Annotated in this window: 17 protein-coding genes; 11 read left to right on the plus strand and 6 right to left on the minus strand. The window is 56.4% G+C overall.

Features of this window, described 5'->3' with window-relative positions; translation table 11 throughout:
- A partial coding sequence (locus DHN60_RS21180; RefSeq protein ID WP_159089331.1) for a transposase occupies positions 1–187 on the minus strand: 187 nt, incomplete at its 3' end.
- A 2-nt stretch (positions 188–189) separates the two neighbouring features.
- Between DHN60_RS21180 and DHN60_RS21185 the strand changes: the two genes are divergently transcribed.
- From DHN60_RS21185 to DHN60_RS21195, 3 genes are all read left to right on the plus strand, one after another.
- A complete protein-coding gene (locus DHN60_RS21185) occupies positions 190–423 on the plus strand; it encodes a glutathione binding-like protein (protein WP_108839303.1) in 234 nt (77 codons plus the stop codon).
- Positions 424–1,107: 684 nt separating this feature from the next.
- Entirely contained in the window at positions 1,108–2,127 is a 1,020-nt protein-coding gene (locus DHN60_RS21190) for a methyltransferase domain-containing protein (protein WP_108839304.1), read from the plus strand.
- 113 nt (positions 2,128–2,240) lie between these two features.
- On the plus strand, positions 2,241–2,447 hold the full coding sequence (locus DHN60_RS21195; protein WP_234423739.1) for a hypothetical protein: 207 nt from the start codon (positions 2,241–2,243) through the stop codon (positions 2,445–2,447).
- A 480-nt stretch (positions 2,448–2,927) separates the two neighbouring features.
- Here the strand turns inward: DHN60_RS21195 and DHN60_RS21200 are convergent, their stop codons facing one another.
- The gene (locus tag DHN60_RS21200) at positions 2,928–3,155 is read right to left on the minus strand and encodes a hypothetical protein (protein ID WP_159089332.1); all 228 of its coding nucleotides are present in this window, start codon (positions 3,153–3,155) and stop codon (positions 2,928–2,930) included.
- A 278-nt stretch (positions 3,156–3,433) separates the two neighbouring features.
- On the opposite strand from DHN60_RS21200, the gene phnC reads away from it, so the two are divergent.
- From phnC to DHN60_RS21245, 8 genes are all read left to right on the plus strand, one after another.
- Positions 3,434–4,249: a phosphonate ABC transporter ATP-binding protein gene (phnC, locus tag DHN60_RS21205; RefSeq protein ID WP_108839306.1), complete on the plus strand. Its 816-nt coding sequence runs from the start codon at positions 3,434–3,436 to the stop codon at positions 4,247–4,249.
- 58 nt (positions 4,250–4,307) lie between these two features.
- Complete coding sequence (phnD, locus tag DHN60_RS21210; protein WP_108839307.1) at positions 4,308–5,216, plus strand: phosphonate ABC transporter substrate-binding protein; 909 nt, start codon at positions 4,308–4,310, stop codon at positions 5,214–5,216.
- 64 nt (positions 5,217–5,280) lie between these two features.
- The gene (gene phnE / locus DHN60_RS21215) at positions 5,281–6,156 is read left to right on the plus strand and encodes a phosphonate ABC transporter, permease protein PhnE (RefSeq protein ID WP_108839308.1); all 876 of its coding nucleotides are present in this window, start codon (positions 5,281–5,283) and stop codon (positions 6,154–6,156) included.
- Positions 6,153–7,466: a phosphonate ABC transporter, permease protein PhnE gene (phnE, locus tag DHN60_RS21220; protein ID WP_108839309.1), complete on the plus strand. Its 1,314-nt coding sequence runs from the start codon at positions 6,153–6,155 to the stop codon at positions 7,464–7,466. The genes phnE (DHN60_RS21215) and phnE (DHN60_RS21220) overlap by 4 nt, the downstream gene beginning before the upstream one ends.
- A complete protein-coding gene (locus tag DHN60_RS21225) occupies positions 7,466–8,083 on the plus strand; it encodes a DapH/DapD/GlmU-related protein (RefSeq protein WP_108839310.1) in 618 nt (205 codons plus the stop codon). The genes phnE (DHN60_RS21220) and DHN60_RS21225 overlap by 1 nt, the downstream gene beginning before the upstream one ends.
- A gap of 649 nt (positions 8,084–8,732) precedes the next feature.
- A complete protein-coding gene (locus DHN60_RS21235; protein ID WP_108839312.1) occupies positions 8,733–9,647 on the plus strand; it encodes an MBL fold metallo-hydrolase in 915 nt (304 codons plus the stop codon).
- A complete protein-coding gene (locus tag DHN60_RS21240) occupies positions 9,644–10,591 on the plus strand; it encodes an MBL fold metallo-hydrolase (RefSeq protein WP_108839313.1) in 948 nt (315 codons plus the stop codon). The genes DHN60_RS21235 and DHN60_RS21240 overlap by 4 nt, the downstream gene beginning before the upstream one ends.
- Before the next feature lie 84 nt (positions 10,592–10,675).
- Complete coding sequence (locus DHN60_RS21245; protein ID WP_108839314.1) at positions 10,676–11,740, plus strand: YeeE/YedE family protein; 1,065 nt, start codon at positions 10,676–10,678, stop codon at positions 11,738–11,740.
- Positions 11,741–11,743: 3 nt separating this feature from the next.
- Here the strand turns inward: DHN60_RS21245 and hemA are convergent, their stop codons facing one another.
- The 4 genes from hemA to DHN60_RS21265 form a co-directional block, all read right to left on the minus strand.
- Positions 11,744–12,961 carry a 5-aminolevulinate synthase gene (hemA, locus tag DHN60_RS21250; protein ID WP_108839315.1) on the minus strand — a complete coding sequence of 406 codons (1,218 nt, stop codon included), beginning with the start codon at positions 12,959–12,961 and terminating at the stop codon, positions 11,744–11,746.
- Positions 12,961–13,389: a DUF302 domain-containing protein gene (locus DHN60_RS21255; protein ID WP_108839316.1), complete on the minus strand. Its 429-nt coding sequence runs from the start codon at positions 13,387–13,389 to the stop codon at positions 12,961–12,963. Before DHN60_RS21255 ends, hemA begins: the two co-directional genes overlap by 1 nt.
- A 79-nt stretch (positions 13,390–13,468) precedes the next feature.
- A complete protein-coding gene (locus DHN60_RS21260; RefSeq protein WP_108839317.1) occupies positions 13,469–14,737 on the minus strand; it encodes an NAD(P)/FAD-dependent oxidoreductase in 1,269 nt (422 codons plus the stop codon).
- Between the two features lie 25 nt (positions 14,738–14,762).
- Complete coding sequence (locus DHN60_RS21265; RefSeq protein WP_108839318.1) at positions 14,763–15,446, minus strand: c-type cytochrome; 684 nt, start codon at positions 15,444–15,446, stop codon at positions 14,763–14,765.
- Positions 15,447–15,452 lie beyond the last annotated feature (6 nt).

Below are 15,452 nucleotides of genomic sequence, written 5' to 3' on the forward strand. Positions count from 1 at the left end.
GACGTTTGAGCTCTTTCAGTTGGTCCGTCCCCATGCCTCCGTATTGCTTGCGCCAACGATAGAATGTCTGTTCGGTTATCTGCACCTGACGGATTGCATCGATGCGCGGCATTCCCTGACCGCACAATACCTCAACCTGCCGCAACTTCGTGACAATCTCTTCCGGCTTGTGACGTTTGATTCCCATGTTTGATCCTCCGTTTCCTAACTATAGGGGCGGACCGATTCAAAGGGGGAGGATCAGTAGGCGACGAACTCACACTTGCTGACATACAGTGTGGTCACATTCTTTTTAGGTATTACGATATCGGGATACGCCGTGCCGACTTGCCGAATGTGCAAGCCTATTACAAACGTCTCGCCGAACGGGCCGCCTTCCGAAAACATGTAATGCTCTCCTACACCGAGTTGAAAGTAGATTAACTCCAAGCTTTGTGTACTGTGCCCTCCAGTCGACGTCCGCTTCGGGCGGCGGTTTCAAAGGGTCGACGCACCAATGACCGCAGTGCGGAAAACCGGTCGATCGCTGCGCACGCCTCGGATGTCTCAGATGCGGACGAAACCGCCTGATGCTGGCGCAGCGAAATCAGTCTCCGAGAGATCGCCTCTTTTGGGGGCGTATCGCGGCATCGCAGCGTGATTTCCCGAGAGCGGACATTAAGCGCGGTGGAATAAGCCCAAATTGGAACAGGACGTTCGCTGCGTCGGCGTCGGATGTCTCACATGCGGGGCAAAGCGCCGGTTCGATGTAACCGCACAAATGGCTGTTTTTAAGCGCTATTCGGTTCTTCAAAATGGCTCAACCATGGATCACAAATCTCGAGGAGCGAAGCACCCGTTCTTTGTAAAAGGGGATGAACTTATACACCGAACTGGCTTTGTTTACGTCGAGCGTGGACTGCCAGCCCGACAACCACCGTTTGAAGCCGAGCTAGTGCGGGTCTCATTCGTTACCCTCTTATTTTGAGCTAACTTGGGTGGCACTCTCGCCTGCCAGAACTCAATCCTATTGCCTTGGCACATCTATTTCTCTGGCACATGCCGAATGGTGTGCCAAGGGTGTCGGTGCGCACTCGTTTTTGATATTCAAAAAAAAAGGAGATCACAATGAACCGAGCGGACAAAATCCTGCAGGGAATCGACAAATCCATGAAAGGCTTGGAGGTTGCTCCGTGGTTCAATCCGCTTGCCCCAAAAGCGCAGGGCTATAACATTCAGACACTAGATGTTTTCGACAACGTCGAGTTGATGAAGCGCGCCAAGTCCGACCCGGGTATTTCGCCAGACACCTATGGCAAGCTTGAGTCGGTCGACTATGTCGGTAGCGCCACGGAAATTGCTACCTTGGTGGACAGCGACGATTACGGGACGTTCGACTATGTCATCAGTTCGCATAATTTTGAACACTTGCCCAATCCGATTAAGTTTCTGCAAGGCTGTGCGACCATCCTCAAACCAGGTGGCAAATTGATCATGGCGCTGCCGGACGGGCGCGCTTGTTTTGACTATTTCCGCCCGCACAGTGAAACAGTTGACTGGCTGGAAGCGTTTCTGGAGGATCGCAAGCAGCCCATCGCGCGGCAGGTCTTCGCCTTCAACGCGTCCATGGCAAAATCCGCGCAAGGTAGCGTGAGGGAACGTTCCAGTATTGTTGACACCACCCCGGCCAGACAGATCGTAGCACGGCAGACTTTGGCTGGCCTTTGGTCGGAGTGGAAATCGGGCGCGGCAGACGTCGAGTATCGTGACACGCATTGCTCTGTATTTACGCCGGCGTCATTGCGCCTGTTGATCGAAGACTGCCGGACCTTGGGTCTGACCGGATTTCAGATTGTTGATATCAGCCCAACGGCAGGTGTCGAATTCATCGTGCATCTGAAATTGACAGGGCTGGATGCAGTTGTACGGGATGAAGCGGAGGTATTGGCGAGGCGCAGCGCGTTGATGCACGCGATTTGGGCCGACCATGCCATGCGCTATTCACCGTCTGGCAAAAGATCCGTGGCCTATGGCGAGGCGTTGCGCACGCGCAATCCTGTCAAGGTGTTTGTTGTTTGGCTCAGGCAGCTCAACCAACGCCGTCGCGCCGTGCGCCGTTACCGGCGCGCGCAAGGCAAAGAGTTATGAGCAGCCCCTCTTGAGTGGTCCAATTTGAAAGTTAATGCATGATTGGCCATTGGTCCGTATAGACGATTTCCTCTGGAGCCGGAGGGCGATACCCACAACGATGAGCGGCGCACATGGGTCGCGATCTATTCGTACTGTACGGTTCTCTGTGCCAGTTGGGTCATCTCGAAGAAAACAACCCTGATGAATTGGCAAGCCAATATGTGGATATCAGGACCACTCATCCGAAAATGAATGTCTTTGTTGAGTGTTGCGGCACTGACTACTTCCATGTCTTCCATGTCGAGAAAATTGGGCTGGGCCTTTTGGTTGCAGCGTGAGCCACCGGCACGAACGCATTTGAACCGTTAACTGCCATTCGCGCAAAGCGCAGCATTTGGCAAAATTGGCTCTGAGCGGACGTTCGCGGAATTTGACTAAGCGACTGCTCTGCGGACAATGCAGACCATAGCTACTGTCCCCAGGGCGACTAATTGACAAACGCCAAAAGCGTCTAGGCTGGCGTTTGCGGTCCGAGGATTGGTGCGCCCGAACATGAATGGGCCAGACTGGCTTCATTGCATGGAATTCAACTTCACAATGTATTCTGGCGAGATGGGCGTCCACGCAAGCCCTCTGGCAGTTGGTTGCCAGTGCAATAGTCCGCAGCCGGTTTCCAATCCTCAGTTATTTCAACCCACATCCATTGAAGCTCTTTTGCAAGCCGTGGATGCGTGTTTGGTTTGGCGTGCAACATGGAGCCATCGAAGTGCAAACTCCGCGCCTTGGATTTGAAGCAAGCCCATTGGATGAAACTGTGATCAGGCAGGCCCTGATTGGATGGCTTCCCAGTGATCACCCATGGCAACGATACAAGATGTGCCATTTGCGTAGTTCTGCACAATTATCCAGTCGCCATTCCTGCTAGCAACCCAGACTTCCAACGTGGTCTCTGGATCGCGCAGGCCGATGCCCTGGCGTTCAGCACCCAGAACCTTCGTCAACATGTTCATCATGCGCGCTCGATCATCGCAACTGACATCGGTCATGTAAGCGTTGGCAAACGCTGGTATCGTCATTGAAACAGTAAACGACAAAAGCAGTCTCGTGATCATGAAATCACCATAGATTGGTCGGGTTTTTTGTAACAGTATCATGACATCCAGTGGACGAAAGTGTCATCACAAGCGCTTTTTACGTTTGGGCATGGCCACGGATGAAGCAGCCACTGTCGCAAATCCGTTTCGCAAACGTCAAGAAACTGAATCAAAACCGACACACGAGTGTAGCTTGCCGCCATTATTAGACCCTCAAACATGGGGGCGATATGCTAGAGATCCGCGCGCTGACAAAGCGATTTGGTGAGGTCACGGCCGTTGATGCGGCCAACATCTCCGTAGACAAACCAGCAATGATTGGGATCATTGGCCGCTCTGGAGCAGGCAAGTCCACACTCTTGAGAATGGTCAACCGCCTTAGCGATGCCACCAGTGGAACCATCACGTTCGAAGGCCAAGAGGTCAGCACGCTGCGAGGCGCAGCCAAACGGGATTGGCAGTCGCGATGCGCGATGATTTTTCAGCAGTTCAATCTGGTGCCACGTATGGACGTGGTGTCGAACGTACTGCACGGCACGCTGAACAAACGTTCGACCCTGGCGACAATGTTCAATCTGTATCCGCAATCGGACATTCACAAAGCCATCGAAATTCTCGACCGGCTAGGCATCGCCGAGCAAGCTCCGAAACGCGCCGAAGCGCTTTCGGGCGGTCAGCAGCAACGCGTCGCCATCGCTCGGGCGTTGATGCAGGATCCTAAGATCATTCTCGCTGATGAACCCATTGCCTCGCTCGATCCGATGAACGCTCAGGTCGTGATGCAAGCGCTGCGCCGGATTCACGAAGAAGACGGGCGCATGGTCATTGCCAACCTGCATACGCTCGACACAGCGCGCCGCTATTGTGATCGCGTGATCGGGATGCGGGACGGACGGATCGTTTTCGATGGCACGCCAGAGCAACTCACCACCGGTGTTGCGCGGGACATTTATGGTGCCGGTGCCGACTTCTCGGAAGCCGCCACATCCACAGAAATCGAAACACTGGACAGACCAGAGGTTCGCACAGCGGAAGCATACGTCTGAGCCAGCCGCCACCCGCGCCTTTCGCGGGCCACCTTCATCTCATATAACGGAGAAAACGATGAAAAAGACTCTCGCATTGGCGCTTGCCGCCACAACTGCCCTGAGCGGCGCTGCCTTCGCTGAAGGCATCAAAGAATTCCGCATCGGCATTCTGGGCGGTGAAAACGCCCAAGACCGTCTGACAAACAACCAATGTCTGGCGGAGAGAGTGACGGACGCCATCGGTGTTCCAGTGAAAATGTTCGCGCCTGCTGACTACAACGGCGTGATCCAAGGCATCCTTGGTGGCACCATTGATCTGGCTCTGCTCGGCCCATCATCCTATGCGGCGCTGCACATCGCAGACCCTGACGCGGTTTCCCCAATCATGGTCAAGGTTAACTTGGATGGTTCCATCGGCTATCACTCCATCGGTTTCGCCCGTGTCGATAGCGGTCTGAAGAGCCTTGAAGATGTTCAGGATAAAGTCTTCGGCTTTGGCGACCCGAACTCGACCTCTGGCTATCTGATCCCATCCATCGAAATCCCAGAAATCACCGGTGCGAGTATGGAAAGCGGTGACTACTTCGGTGAAGTCCGGTTTACCGGCGGTCACGAGCAAACCATCCTTGCGGTTAAGAATGGCGATATCGATGCTGGTGTGACCTGGGCAGATGGCCAAGGCAACTGGGAAGACGGCTACAATTTCGGTGCGCTGCGCAAGGCCGTGGATGCCGGGCTGGTAGACATGAACGACCTTGTGGAAATCTGGAGATCCAAGCTGATCCCGGGTGAGCCCATTGTCCTGCGTAACGCACTGCCAGATGACGTACGTGCCTCTGTCACCGAGATTATCGACACACTGGGCGAAACAGACCCTGAATGCGCCTACGGCGTCGGCGGCGGTGAGATCCAAGGTTTCGACCCCATCACCCACGAGGCCTATATTTCCATCGTCGAGGCCCGCAAAGCCAAGATCGGCGGCTAAGTCATTTTCAAGTCGTTTCCGGCAGGCCTTTGTGCCTGCCGGTATTTTTGTATCCGGGGACAGAATGGCTGACATTTCTCTAAGCGGTGGACCACGCGCTGTCGACAATATCCAATCGAGCTATTTGGAGCAGGTGCAACGGCGCAGATTGTACGGTGGACTTACCCTCCTGATCTTTATCGTTTTGATGGCCGCTGGATTCAATGTGGCTGACAGCCGAAATGCTGGCGGCTTCTGGGACGGCCTGCACCAGATCGGCGATTATCCATCCGAGGTCTTGTCGGAAGCTTGGGACAAGCGCGCCGATCTGCCTAGGTTGATCGCCAAGTACTTCCCCGCGCTTGTCGAAACTATAAACATCGCCGCTGTCTCAACTCTGATCGGCGTCGCGGGCGGCATCATTTTGTCTTTGCTTGGAACGCGCGGTTTAGCTAAATGGCCCCGTCTTATCCCGCTCTTTCGTCGCATCTCGGACATCATGCGTGCCGTGCCCGAAATCGTGATCGCGCTTGTGCTGATCTTTATCCTTGGCGGCGGGCCAGTCCCTGCGATGATCGCCATTTCCATCCATACGGCGGGCGCACTTGCCAAAATGTTTTCGGAGGTGGCCGAAAATGCCGATTTGAAACCGGTGGAGGGCCTTTCCTCAACAGGGGCGACATGGTCTCAGCGTATGATGCTTGGTGTCTTGCCGCAGGTCGCACCGAACTACGTTAGCTATTCATTGCTGCGCTTTGAAATCAACATCCGAGCGTCAGCCATCCTTGGCTTTGTGGGGGCTGGCGGCATCGGGTACGAGTTGCGCAATGCCATGGGATGGGGCGCGGGCCGTTTCGATGAGGCCGCAGCCATCTTCATCCTGCTATTCAGCACGATCGTCTTCTTCGATCAGGTGTCCAGCCGCTACCGCAACCGTCTGACAGAGGGGCAAGGCCAATGACCGCGACCGATCTGAGCCCGACCAAACAGGAAGCGGACAAACTGTTCCAGCGCAAGCGCCTGATCGGCTTCGGCATCCCCGCGGTTGTCTTTGCTTATCTAGTTTATATCTTTTTCGCGTTCGATATCTCCGGTCTCGCCGGGCGTGCCAATCTCGATAACGCGGTCACGCTGGCTTCTGACAGCTGGTCGCACAAGATTCACGTCACACGAGACAATCGCTCGGGCGAGATCACCTATGCGTTCGAAGGCGAACGCAAGGGGCGTTACCCTGCGGGTCAACGACCAGATTGGGTGAGCGGCGACGAGATCATCGAAATCGATCTCGGTGCGGATCACGTGGTCCGTTACCTGCCTGAAAATCGAACCGAAATTGAGGTCCCAGGCTTTCCCAAGATCGAAGTGCAGGCTGAAGGACGCAGCCTGACCAACAATTTGCCAGACGATCTGCCGGAATGGATTTCTGCCTCCAACCGAAGGATCGGGATCACAACGGAAGAAGGGCGGATCACGCTAACAGGCGCTCGGACAGAGGTGTTTAACTATTTTCCCGGATGGGAACTTTTCTGGTTCACGCTGGACAGCCCGTACTATGGCCACAGCATTGGTTCGATCCTTTTTGGGGAACGCCTCGACCCAGCACGCAGCAACATAACCGGTGCAGTGTCAGATTGGTGGAACAACAAAATGTGGCGGCATAAAGATGTCGCCTGGGCTATTGGTGAAACAATCCTGATGGCTTTCTTGGGAACAATGGGGGCCGCGATGTTGGCGTTGCCGCTTGCCTTCCTCGCAGCGAAACGTTTCACCCCGATTTTGCTGCTACGCGCGGTAACTCGTAGGCTTTTTGACTTTGTGCGGGGCGTTGATGCATTGATCTGGACAGTCGTCCTGGCCCGCGCGTTTGGCCCTGGCCCACTGACGGGAACTTTGGCGATCCTCATTACCGACACCGGCACTTTCGGCAAAACATTTTCAGAGGCGTTAGAGAACGTGGATCAAAAACAGATTGAGGGGGTTTCGTCCACAGGTGCAAAACCTTTGCAACGATATCGCTTTGGCGTGATCCCGCAAGTGGTGCCGGTTCTACTGGCCCAAATCCTTTACTTCCTTGAATCTAATACGCGGTCGGCGACGATCATCGGTGCGATCACCGGCGGTGGTATTGGCTTGATGCTAACTCAAGCAATCCAAACTCAGAAAGATTGGGAAGAGGTCGCCTACTACATTGTTCTTATCATTGTCATGGTGATGTTCATGGACTGGTTCTCTGGCTGGCTCCGCGGCAAGCTGATCGGGCGTAAAGACTGATGTCACGCCTCAAATCGGACGTGCCGTTCATCCACCCCGAGTGTGAGATTACCGACAGCCAGTTCGGTGCTTATGTAGAGATCGGCAAAGGAAGCCGTATCGCGCATTCAAATTTGGGCGATTATTCCTACTGCGATCGATACGCGGACATCGCCAATGCACGTATCGGGAAGTTTGCCAATATTGCGTCGTTTTGCCGGATTGGAGCGACCGATCATCCTTTGCACACGGCTTCACTACATCATTTTTTGTATCGATCTGATGAGTATTGGGATGACGTCGATCGCGACGCAGTCTTCTTTGCACATCGGAAATCGCGGACCGTATCCATTGGCCATGACACATGGATTGGTGCGGGTGCTATGGTGAAACCAGAGGTTACGCTCGGGCATGGTGCCGTCGTCGCGGCCGGGGCCGTGGTAACAAAAGACGTCGACCCTTACACAATCGTTGCCGGGACACCTGCGAGGCTACTGCGATTGCGACAACCTCGCGCCATCGCGGATAGGTTGATTGTTTTGGCTTGGTGGGATTGGCCGCACAACGCTCTCAATAGTGCTTTGCAAGACTTTCGGTCCATGAGGGCAGAGGCATTCTTAGAAAAGTACGAAGGTTAGATACTGCGAAGAAATACTTCGTACAAATTTCGCTGCAGAGTTCCAGAGTAGTCACGAATTCATCGGGCATTCCAATCCTACGGAAACACCGATGCAGGAAGTGACGCCGTTCAGATTAATTCAGATCAGACCGCTATTTTTTGAACAAGCTTTTGAACAAGTTGTATAAAACGCCAATAAATCATGGCCTATGTCGGTCGAACCGTGAAGCTTCCCAAGCTTTAGTTGCGAGTTCGATTCTCGTTACCCGCTCCACGATCCACTTCATTCTAGCCTTTTATAATTAGTCTTTTTCCGGCTCCCTCCATGTGGGTTCCAGTTCAAGCCACCAGCGATCCGAGAACTTTTTCCGGAGCAATTTGCAGCATGTTCAGAGCACTTTCTCCGATGTAGGAAGGAAGGAGCCTGTTATGGCCAACACAAAATCGACCTCGATGCAGGTCGCGACAAACTGAAACACCGCCACCCGCCCTACTGCCAGCCGTCGTCCAAAGGCGTTGCCTTGTTGCTGTACAAAGGCAAGCGTCGCGACCAGTGGGGCCTGCGCGCACCTTTCCCCAGCGTGGGTTTGCCTCATTCCACAGATGTTCTTGTCACAGCCGCTCCAAACATTCATATTCGAATATAAGAATTACAAGGGAGAACTTTGATGCGCCAGTCACGCCGTACGTTTCTGAAAGGGGCCGCCGCAGTGCCATTTACCAGCGCCCTGCCACACATAACCCAGGCCAACGTGCCCCTTGGTTCGGCCACACTGACCACCGTCAGCGACGGCAGCCTTATGCTGCCCGGCAGTTTTATCTTTGAGCCCATGCCGAAGGACGAGCTGGCCCCGATCCTGACGGAGTACGGCATTTCGGGCGAACGCCTGACACCAGAATGCAATCTCGCGCTTTACCGCGATGGAACCAATACAGTTCTTTTTGATGTGGGCTCTGGCCCTGACTTCATGCCCACAGCGGGGACTATCATTGACGGCCTTGATGCCGCGGGGCTTGCGCCCGAGGATATCTCCCATGTCGTGTTCACTCACGCTCACCCCGATCACATCTGGGGGCTGTTGGACGATTTTGACGAACCGTTATTCTACGACGCGACCTACATGATGGGCCGGTCCGAATGGGACTATTGGTGGGATCCCGAAACCGTGAATTCCATTGGTGACGCGCGCGCCGCCTTTGCTGTGGGTGCTAAACGCCGGATGGAGGTGATCGAGGACAGCGTGCAGCTGTTCGACGATGGTCAGGAGATCCTGCCCGGCATCGCTGCCGTATCGACCCCCGGTCATACACCTGGCCACATGAGTTTTGAGTTGCGCAATGGCTCTGACAGTGCGCTGGTCATTGGGGATGCAATTGGCAACCACCACGTGGCCTTTCGCAAACCTGCGTGGATCAGCGGCTCTGATCAGGACGGCGATATGGCCGCGACGACCCGGAAGGTGCTGTTCGACCGGATCACATCCGAGCAAATGCAGGTTGTCGGCTTTCACCTGCCTCAAGGTGGCATGGGCCGCGTTGACAAGGATGCAGATGGGTACGTGTTCGTGCCGGGTGACGCATGATGCGTATTCTTGCCATCTTGAGCGCGCTTGTCGCCTTTCCCGCCCTCGCAAGCGAAGACATCGCAGATCAGTATCCTGGATCGATCCTTTACTCCAAACCGGTCGAGGTCATACCAAATGTCTGGTCCGCCATCGGCGCCACGGCGCCGCCGACCTATGAAAACAGTGGGCACAACAACAACCTCAGCTTCATCGTCACAGGTGATGGAGTGATCGTCGTGAACGGCGGCGCGGCCTACCTGTTGGCCAAGGCGCTGCATGATGAGATCAAAACGATCACCGACCAGCCCGTCAAATTGGTTATCGACGAAAACGGTCAGGGTCATGCCATGCTGGGTAATTCCTATTGGGCCGAACAGGGCGTGCCGATCCTTGCCCATGTCGATGCCGCGCATGAGATCGAAGAGAACGGCCACAACATTCTCGAGAACATGAAACGCTACAACCGCGACAAGGCCCAAGGCACCTTTGTCGCGCCACCCACGCAGACGTTCGAGGACCGCAAAGATATCGAAATGGGTGATTTCAGGATTGAGGTCTTGCATCTTGGCCCCGCCCATGGCCCCGGCGACACGCAGGTCTGGCTGCCGGACCAAGGCATCGTCATCGCGGGCGACATGGCGTTCCACGAGCGCATGCTGCCGATCTTTGCCGACACGATGACCGCGGACTGGATTGAGACGTGGGAGTGCTGTTTCGAGGCGCTCAACGCCACTTATGTGATCCCGGGCCACGGCCATCCGACCAACATGGATCAGGTACGCCGCTACACGCGCGACTACTTGGTCTATCTGCGGCAACAGGTCGGTGCGCATCTGGATGCCGGTGGCGATCTGGCCGACGCCTACTATGTCGACCAATCCCCTTATTCCCGCCTCGATACGTTCGAAGAACTGGCGACAAAGAATGCTGGTCGCGTCTACGAACAAATGGAGTTTGAGTAGGGTCCGCCCATTTGCGCTGTGTCAAAGCGCGCACGCCACAATGCTGGCACAGCAGGCGCAGGATGACGAAGACAGGAACTTGTGGTGCTGAACTCCCTGATCGATCTGTACGGTGACTCCGCAGTAATGTGTGCAGCGGGACTGCTTGTCGGTCTGCTGTTTGGAGCTGCGGCAGCACATTCCAAGTTCTGCTTGCGCGCCGCGACCGTCGAGGTGTCAGAGGGTCAGCCTGGGCCCCGCCTCGCTGTCTGGCTTGTGGCCTTCTTTGCTGCGCTCGTCACTGTGCAGGGAACCATTCTGGTTGGCGCGCTGGACACCAGTGATGCGCGCCAGCTGGCCGCCACGGGCAGTATGTCGGGGGCGATCATCGGTGGATTGATGTTCGGCGCAGGCATGATCCTTGCCCGCGGTTGCGTAAGCCGGCTGCTTGTGTTGTCGGCCACCGGGAACCTGCGGGCCATCGTGACCGGGCTGGTCGTAACAATCGTGGCGCAGGCGGCACTCAGCGGCGCGCTTTCACCCCTCCGTGAAACATTGGCCCTGCTGTGGACAGTACCCGGCGGATCCACGCGTAGTGTCATGACGACGCTGGGCATGGGCGTACCTTTGCTCACGGTCATAGCGGCGCTTGCCTTAATGGGAGCACTGATTTTCGGTCGCGCCCACCGCGTGCCCCTATCCGAACTTGCGGCGGCAACTCTTGTCGGCCTCGCGGTCTCTGTGGGCTGGGCGGCAACCTACGCCATCTCCCAGATATCTTTTGAAGTGATCGCTGTGCAGTCGGTCACCTTCACCGGGCCCTCGACGGACACACTCATGGCGCTGGTCACAGCCCCCGATGTCATTCCCAGCTTTGGCCTTGGTCTCGTGCCCGGCGTTTTCATCGGCGCCCTTCTGACCGCACTGATCAAGGGCGAGGCGCGCATCCAGCGTTTTGATGCGGACAGCCCGATGGAACGGTATCTGGTCGGCGGGGTTCTTATGGGTTTTGGCAGCATGCTTGCCGGTGGCTGCGCCGTCGGTGCAGGCATGGCCGGTGGTTCCATCATGGCACTGACAGCCTGGGTCGCAGTGTTTTGCATGTGGGTGGGCGCGATGATCACCCATCGTTGGATGTCATCACGCCCGCAAATGGTGCAATCGGTCTAGGGACTACTGCGCCGCCAGCGGACGTCGCGCCAACTGGCATTGGGTCCACAACTCTTCCAATGCGCCCACCAGCCGTTCCACATCCGCATCACTGTGCACGGGCGACGGTGTGATCCGCAACCGCTCTGTCCCCTTGGGCACAGTCGGATAGTTGATGGGCTGGATGTATATCCCATAGTCGCGCAACAACGTGTCCGAGATGAATTTACACTTAACCGGATCGCCCACCATCACTGGGATGATATGGCTGGGATTGTCGATATGCGGCAGGCCGATGGCATCCAGCTGTTCGCGCACCTGTGCCACGCGCGCCTCCTGGCTCTTGCGCTCTGCGGTGCTTTTTTTCAAATGTCGGATGGATGCCGCGCCTCCCGCCGCAACTGCAGGCGGCAAGGCGGTGGTAAAGATAAACCCGCTCGCAAAGGACCGTACGAAATCACACAGTTCGGTCGACGCGGCGATGTATCCGCCCATGACGCCAAAGGCCTTGCCCAATGTCCCCTCAATCACGGTGAGCCGGTCCATCAACCCTTCGCGCTCGGCCACGCCTCCGCCGCGTGGGCCGTAAAGGCCAACGGCATGTACCTCATCCAGATAGGTCATAGCGTTGTAACGGTCGGCCAGATCGCAGATTTCGGCAACTGGCGCGATGTCGCCATCCATGGAATAGACGCTCTCAAACGCGATCAGTTTGGGCGCGTTGGCGGGCAATGAGGCCAGTTTTGCCTCCAGATCGGCGAGATCATTGTGTTTCCAGATCACCCGCGCAGCTTTGGAATGGCGGATGCCTTCGATCATTGAGGCATGATTGAGCGCATCCGAAAGGATCGTCAGCCCAGGAATGCGCGCACCCAACGTACCCAGAGCTGCCCAGTTCGATACGTAACCTGACGTAAACAAAAGCGCCGCCTCTTTTCCGTGCAGGTCAGCCAATTCCGCCTCAAGCAGCACATGATCGTGAGTAGTGCCAGAAATGTTACGCGTTCCCCCTGCCCCAGCCCCAGTCCGGTCAAGAGCTTCGTGCATCGCGTCCAGCACCAGCGGATGCTGCCCCATGCCCAGATAGTCGTTGGAACACCAGATCGTTACTTCACCCGGGCCATTATGGCATTTGGCCGTTGGAAAGGCCCCGCGGTAACGCTCAAGTTCAGCGAACTCGCGGTAGTTGCCGCTGTCACGCAGCGCATCCAGTTCGGATCGGAAAAAATCGTTGTAGTTCATCAGTTCTCCACGGCGTCAGCGACGATGTCGGCCAAAAGCGCCTGCACCTTCTGCATCTCACCTTGTGGGTATTCACGATAGCCGACCATGACACCATCGGCGTTCTCAGCCACGAAGATACCATAGGGGCAATGCGCAATGTTCATCGGGTCCGCTTCCATCACCTCGCGTGACAGTACCGCCGAACAGAAGACGAAAATATCTGCCTCTTTGAACAGTTCCACGTCGCTGCCAACATCGGCACCGGTGCGGTTCAACATTTCGCCAGTGTGGCTGACATAGTCGATGACAAGGCCCTTGCCGACAATCGCGCTTTCTACAGCAAAGGTCGCGTCCTCAAAGTTGCCATCGAAGGGCACCGTGATGGCGGTTTCGGCATGGGCCGTGCTGGCAAGGCCCAGCGTTACGGCAAGAATAACCTGTCTCATTTTATCCTCCTGATCATGCCGCAGAATGACATGCGGTTGAGGGCGGCGCCTTGAGGTACATCAAGGCACCGCCGCAGTTTCAGACCGAAGCGCCAAACATGTCGGCGGTGATGCCCGCATACCAGCCTTCAGATTCCTCGTAGGTGGCCTTGCGCACATCTGCGGTTTCGCCTGTTTGCGAGATGAACCCGTCAACCTTGGCGATCTTTTCGTCCGTCGCTTCGTATGTGGCTCCGACCTTGACGCCATCATTTGTATCAATGAGCGACCAGCACGTGTTCGAGAACTTGGCTGGGAACACTTTGGAGCCCGTCAGTGCTCCGCGCACAGCGTTGGCACAGACCTTGGCCTGGCTGTTGGCGGAGAAGCCGGATTTTGGCATGTCGCCCTGCTGGCTGGCATCGCCAAGGACGTGGATGTCCGGGTCTGCCTTGGAGGACATGTCGGCCGCGTTCACCGGAGCCCAGTTGCCGTCCGTCACACCAGCGATCTCAGCGATGTGTCCCGCTTTCATGGCCGGGATAACGTTGCAGACATCGACCTTGGTCACTTCGCCGTCGATCGTCACGGTCATGGCCCCGGGGTCCACGGACACTTCGCCGCCACCAAAGTCTTCGCCGATCCAGTCGATCATGCCCGCGTAGTGATTGTTCCAGCCTTCCTGGAACAGTGCCATTTTCGAGAACTTTGGTTTCGGGTCAGCCACGATGATCTTGGCCGTTGGATTATTGGCCTTAAGGTAGTGCGCCACCATGGATACGCGCTCGTATGGTCCGGGTGGGCAGCGGTACGGGTTTGGCGGCGCCACCATGGCAAAGGTGCCACCTTCGGGCATCGCCTTGAGTTGCGCCTTGAGCAACTCGGTCTGTGAGCCGCCCTTGTAGGCGTGGGGCATCGCGTTCTGCGAGGTCAGGTCCCACCCCTCGACCGCACCATCGACAAAGTCGATGCCAGGGCTGAGGATCAGCTTGTCGTAAGCCAGGCTACCGCCGCTCGCGAGAGTTACAGTTTTGGCATCGCGGTCCACGCCCACGGCCCAGTCATGCACGACGTTCACGCCACCTGCGGCAAGCCCGCCATAGCTGTGGCCCAAGTCATCGATGTCTTTTACGTCACCAAGATAGAGGTTCGAGAAGAAGCAGGTGTAGTAGGTGCGCGTGGGTTCGATCAGGGTCACGTCGACCTCACCCTTGCTGTCCTTGGCAATGTAGCGGGCCGCTGTTGCGCCCCCTGCCCCACCGCCGATCACGATGACGCGCGGCTTTCCTTGCGCGCGCACCATTGGTGCGGCAAGGCTGGCTGCCATGACGGCAGAAGTTCCAAGGAACATCCTTCTATTAAAAGTCATTTCTGTCTCCTCCCTAAGGTTGCCTCTAATTTTCGAGGTCTTTGAAATATGCGGCGAGGGCCGCGATCTCTTCGTCTCCTAAACGCCCCGCAATCATCTGCATGACGGGGTGGTTGCGCTGTTTGTTCTTGTAGGCGTGCATGGCCACTACAAACTGATCTTCAGGCCAAAGTGTGATCGACGGGATGCCGTCGTCGCCACCGGCTGCCTGATGACACGTGGTGCATTCCCCGCTCAGATATTCGCCGTATTCGGGGTCACCGACTAGCGCGAGAATCGCAGGGTCGAGATCGTGATCAACCGCCTGCGCCGTTGGATCTGCCTCGGGGATGTTTGCGGGATTGTCCGAAAACTGGCGCAGGTACACGATCAGGTGCGCGCGGTCTTGTGCATCCTTCAGGCCCCGGTAGCTCATCCGTGTGCCGCTGGTCATAGCGCGTGGATTTTCAAGGAACACGTCAAGCGTGTCGGCATGCCATTCCAGTCCCCCCGCGCCCGCGCGCTGAAAACTCTTGGAGTATTTAAAGCCCTCAAGCCCAGCTGCCTTGCGCCCAAAAAGGCCATTCAGGTGCGGGCCAATCCGGTTCTTGGCACTGGCCCCGACCTGATGGCACCCCTTGCACTGTTGGAACACCTTCTCGCCCAGCTCAGCATCGCCAGTGTCGGCGTGGCTGGGCAACGCCATCAGCCCGACAAGGGCAAATGGCATCAGATA

It is taken from the genome of Tateyamaria sp. Alg231-49, assembly GCF_900143535.1.
In the GTDB taxonomy this organism is placed as follows: domain Bacteria; phylum Pseudomonadota; class Alphaproteobacteria; order Rhodobacterales; family Rhodobacteraceae; genus Tateyamaria.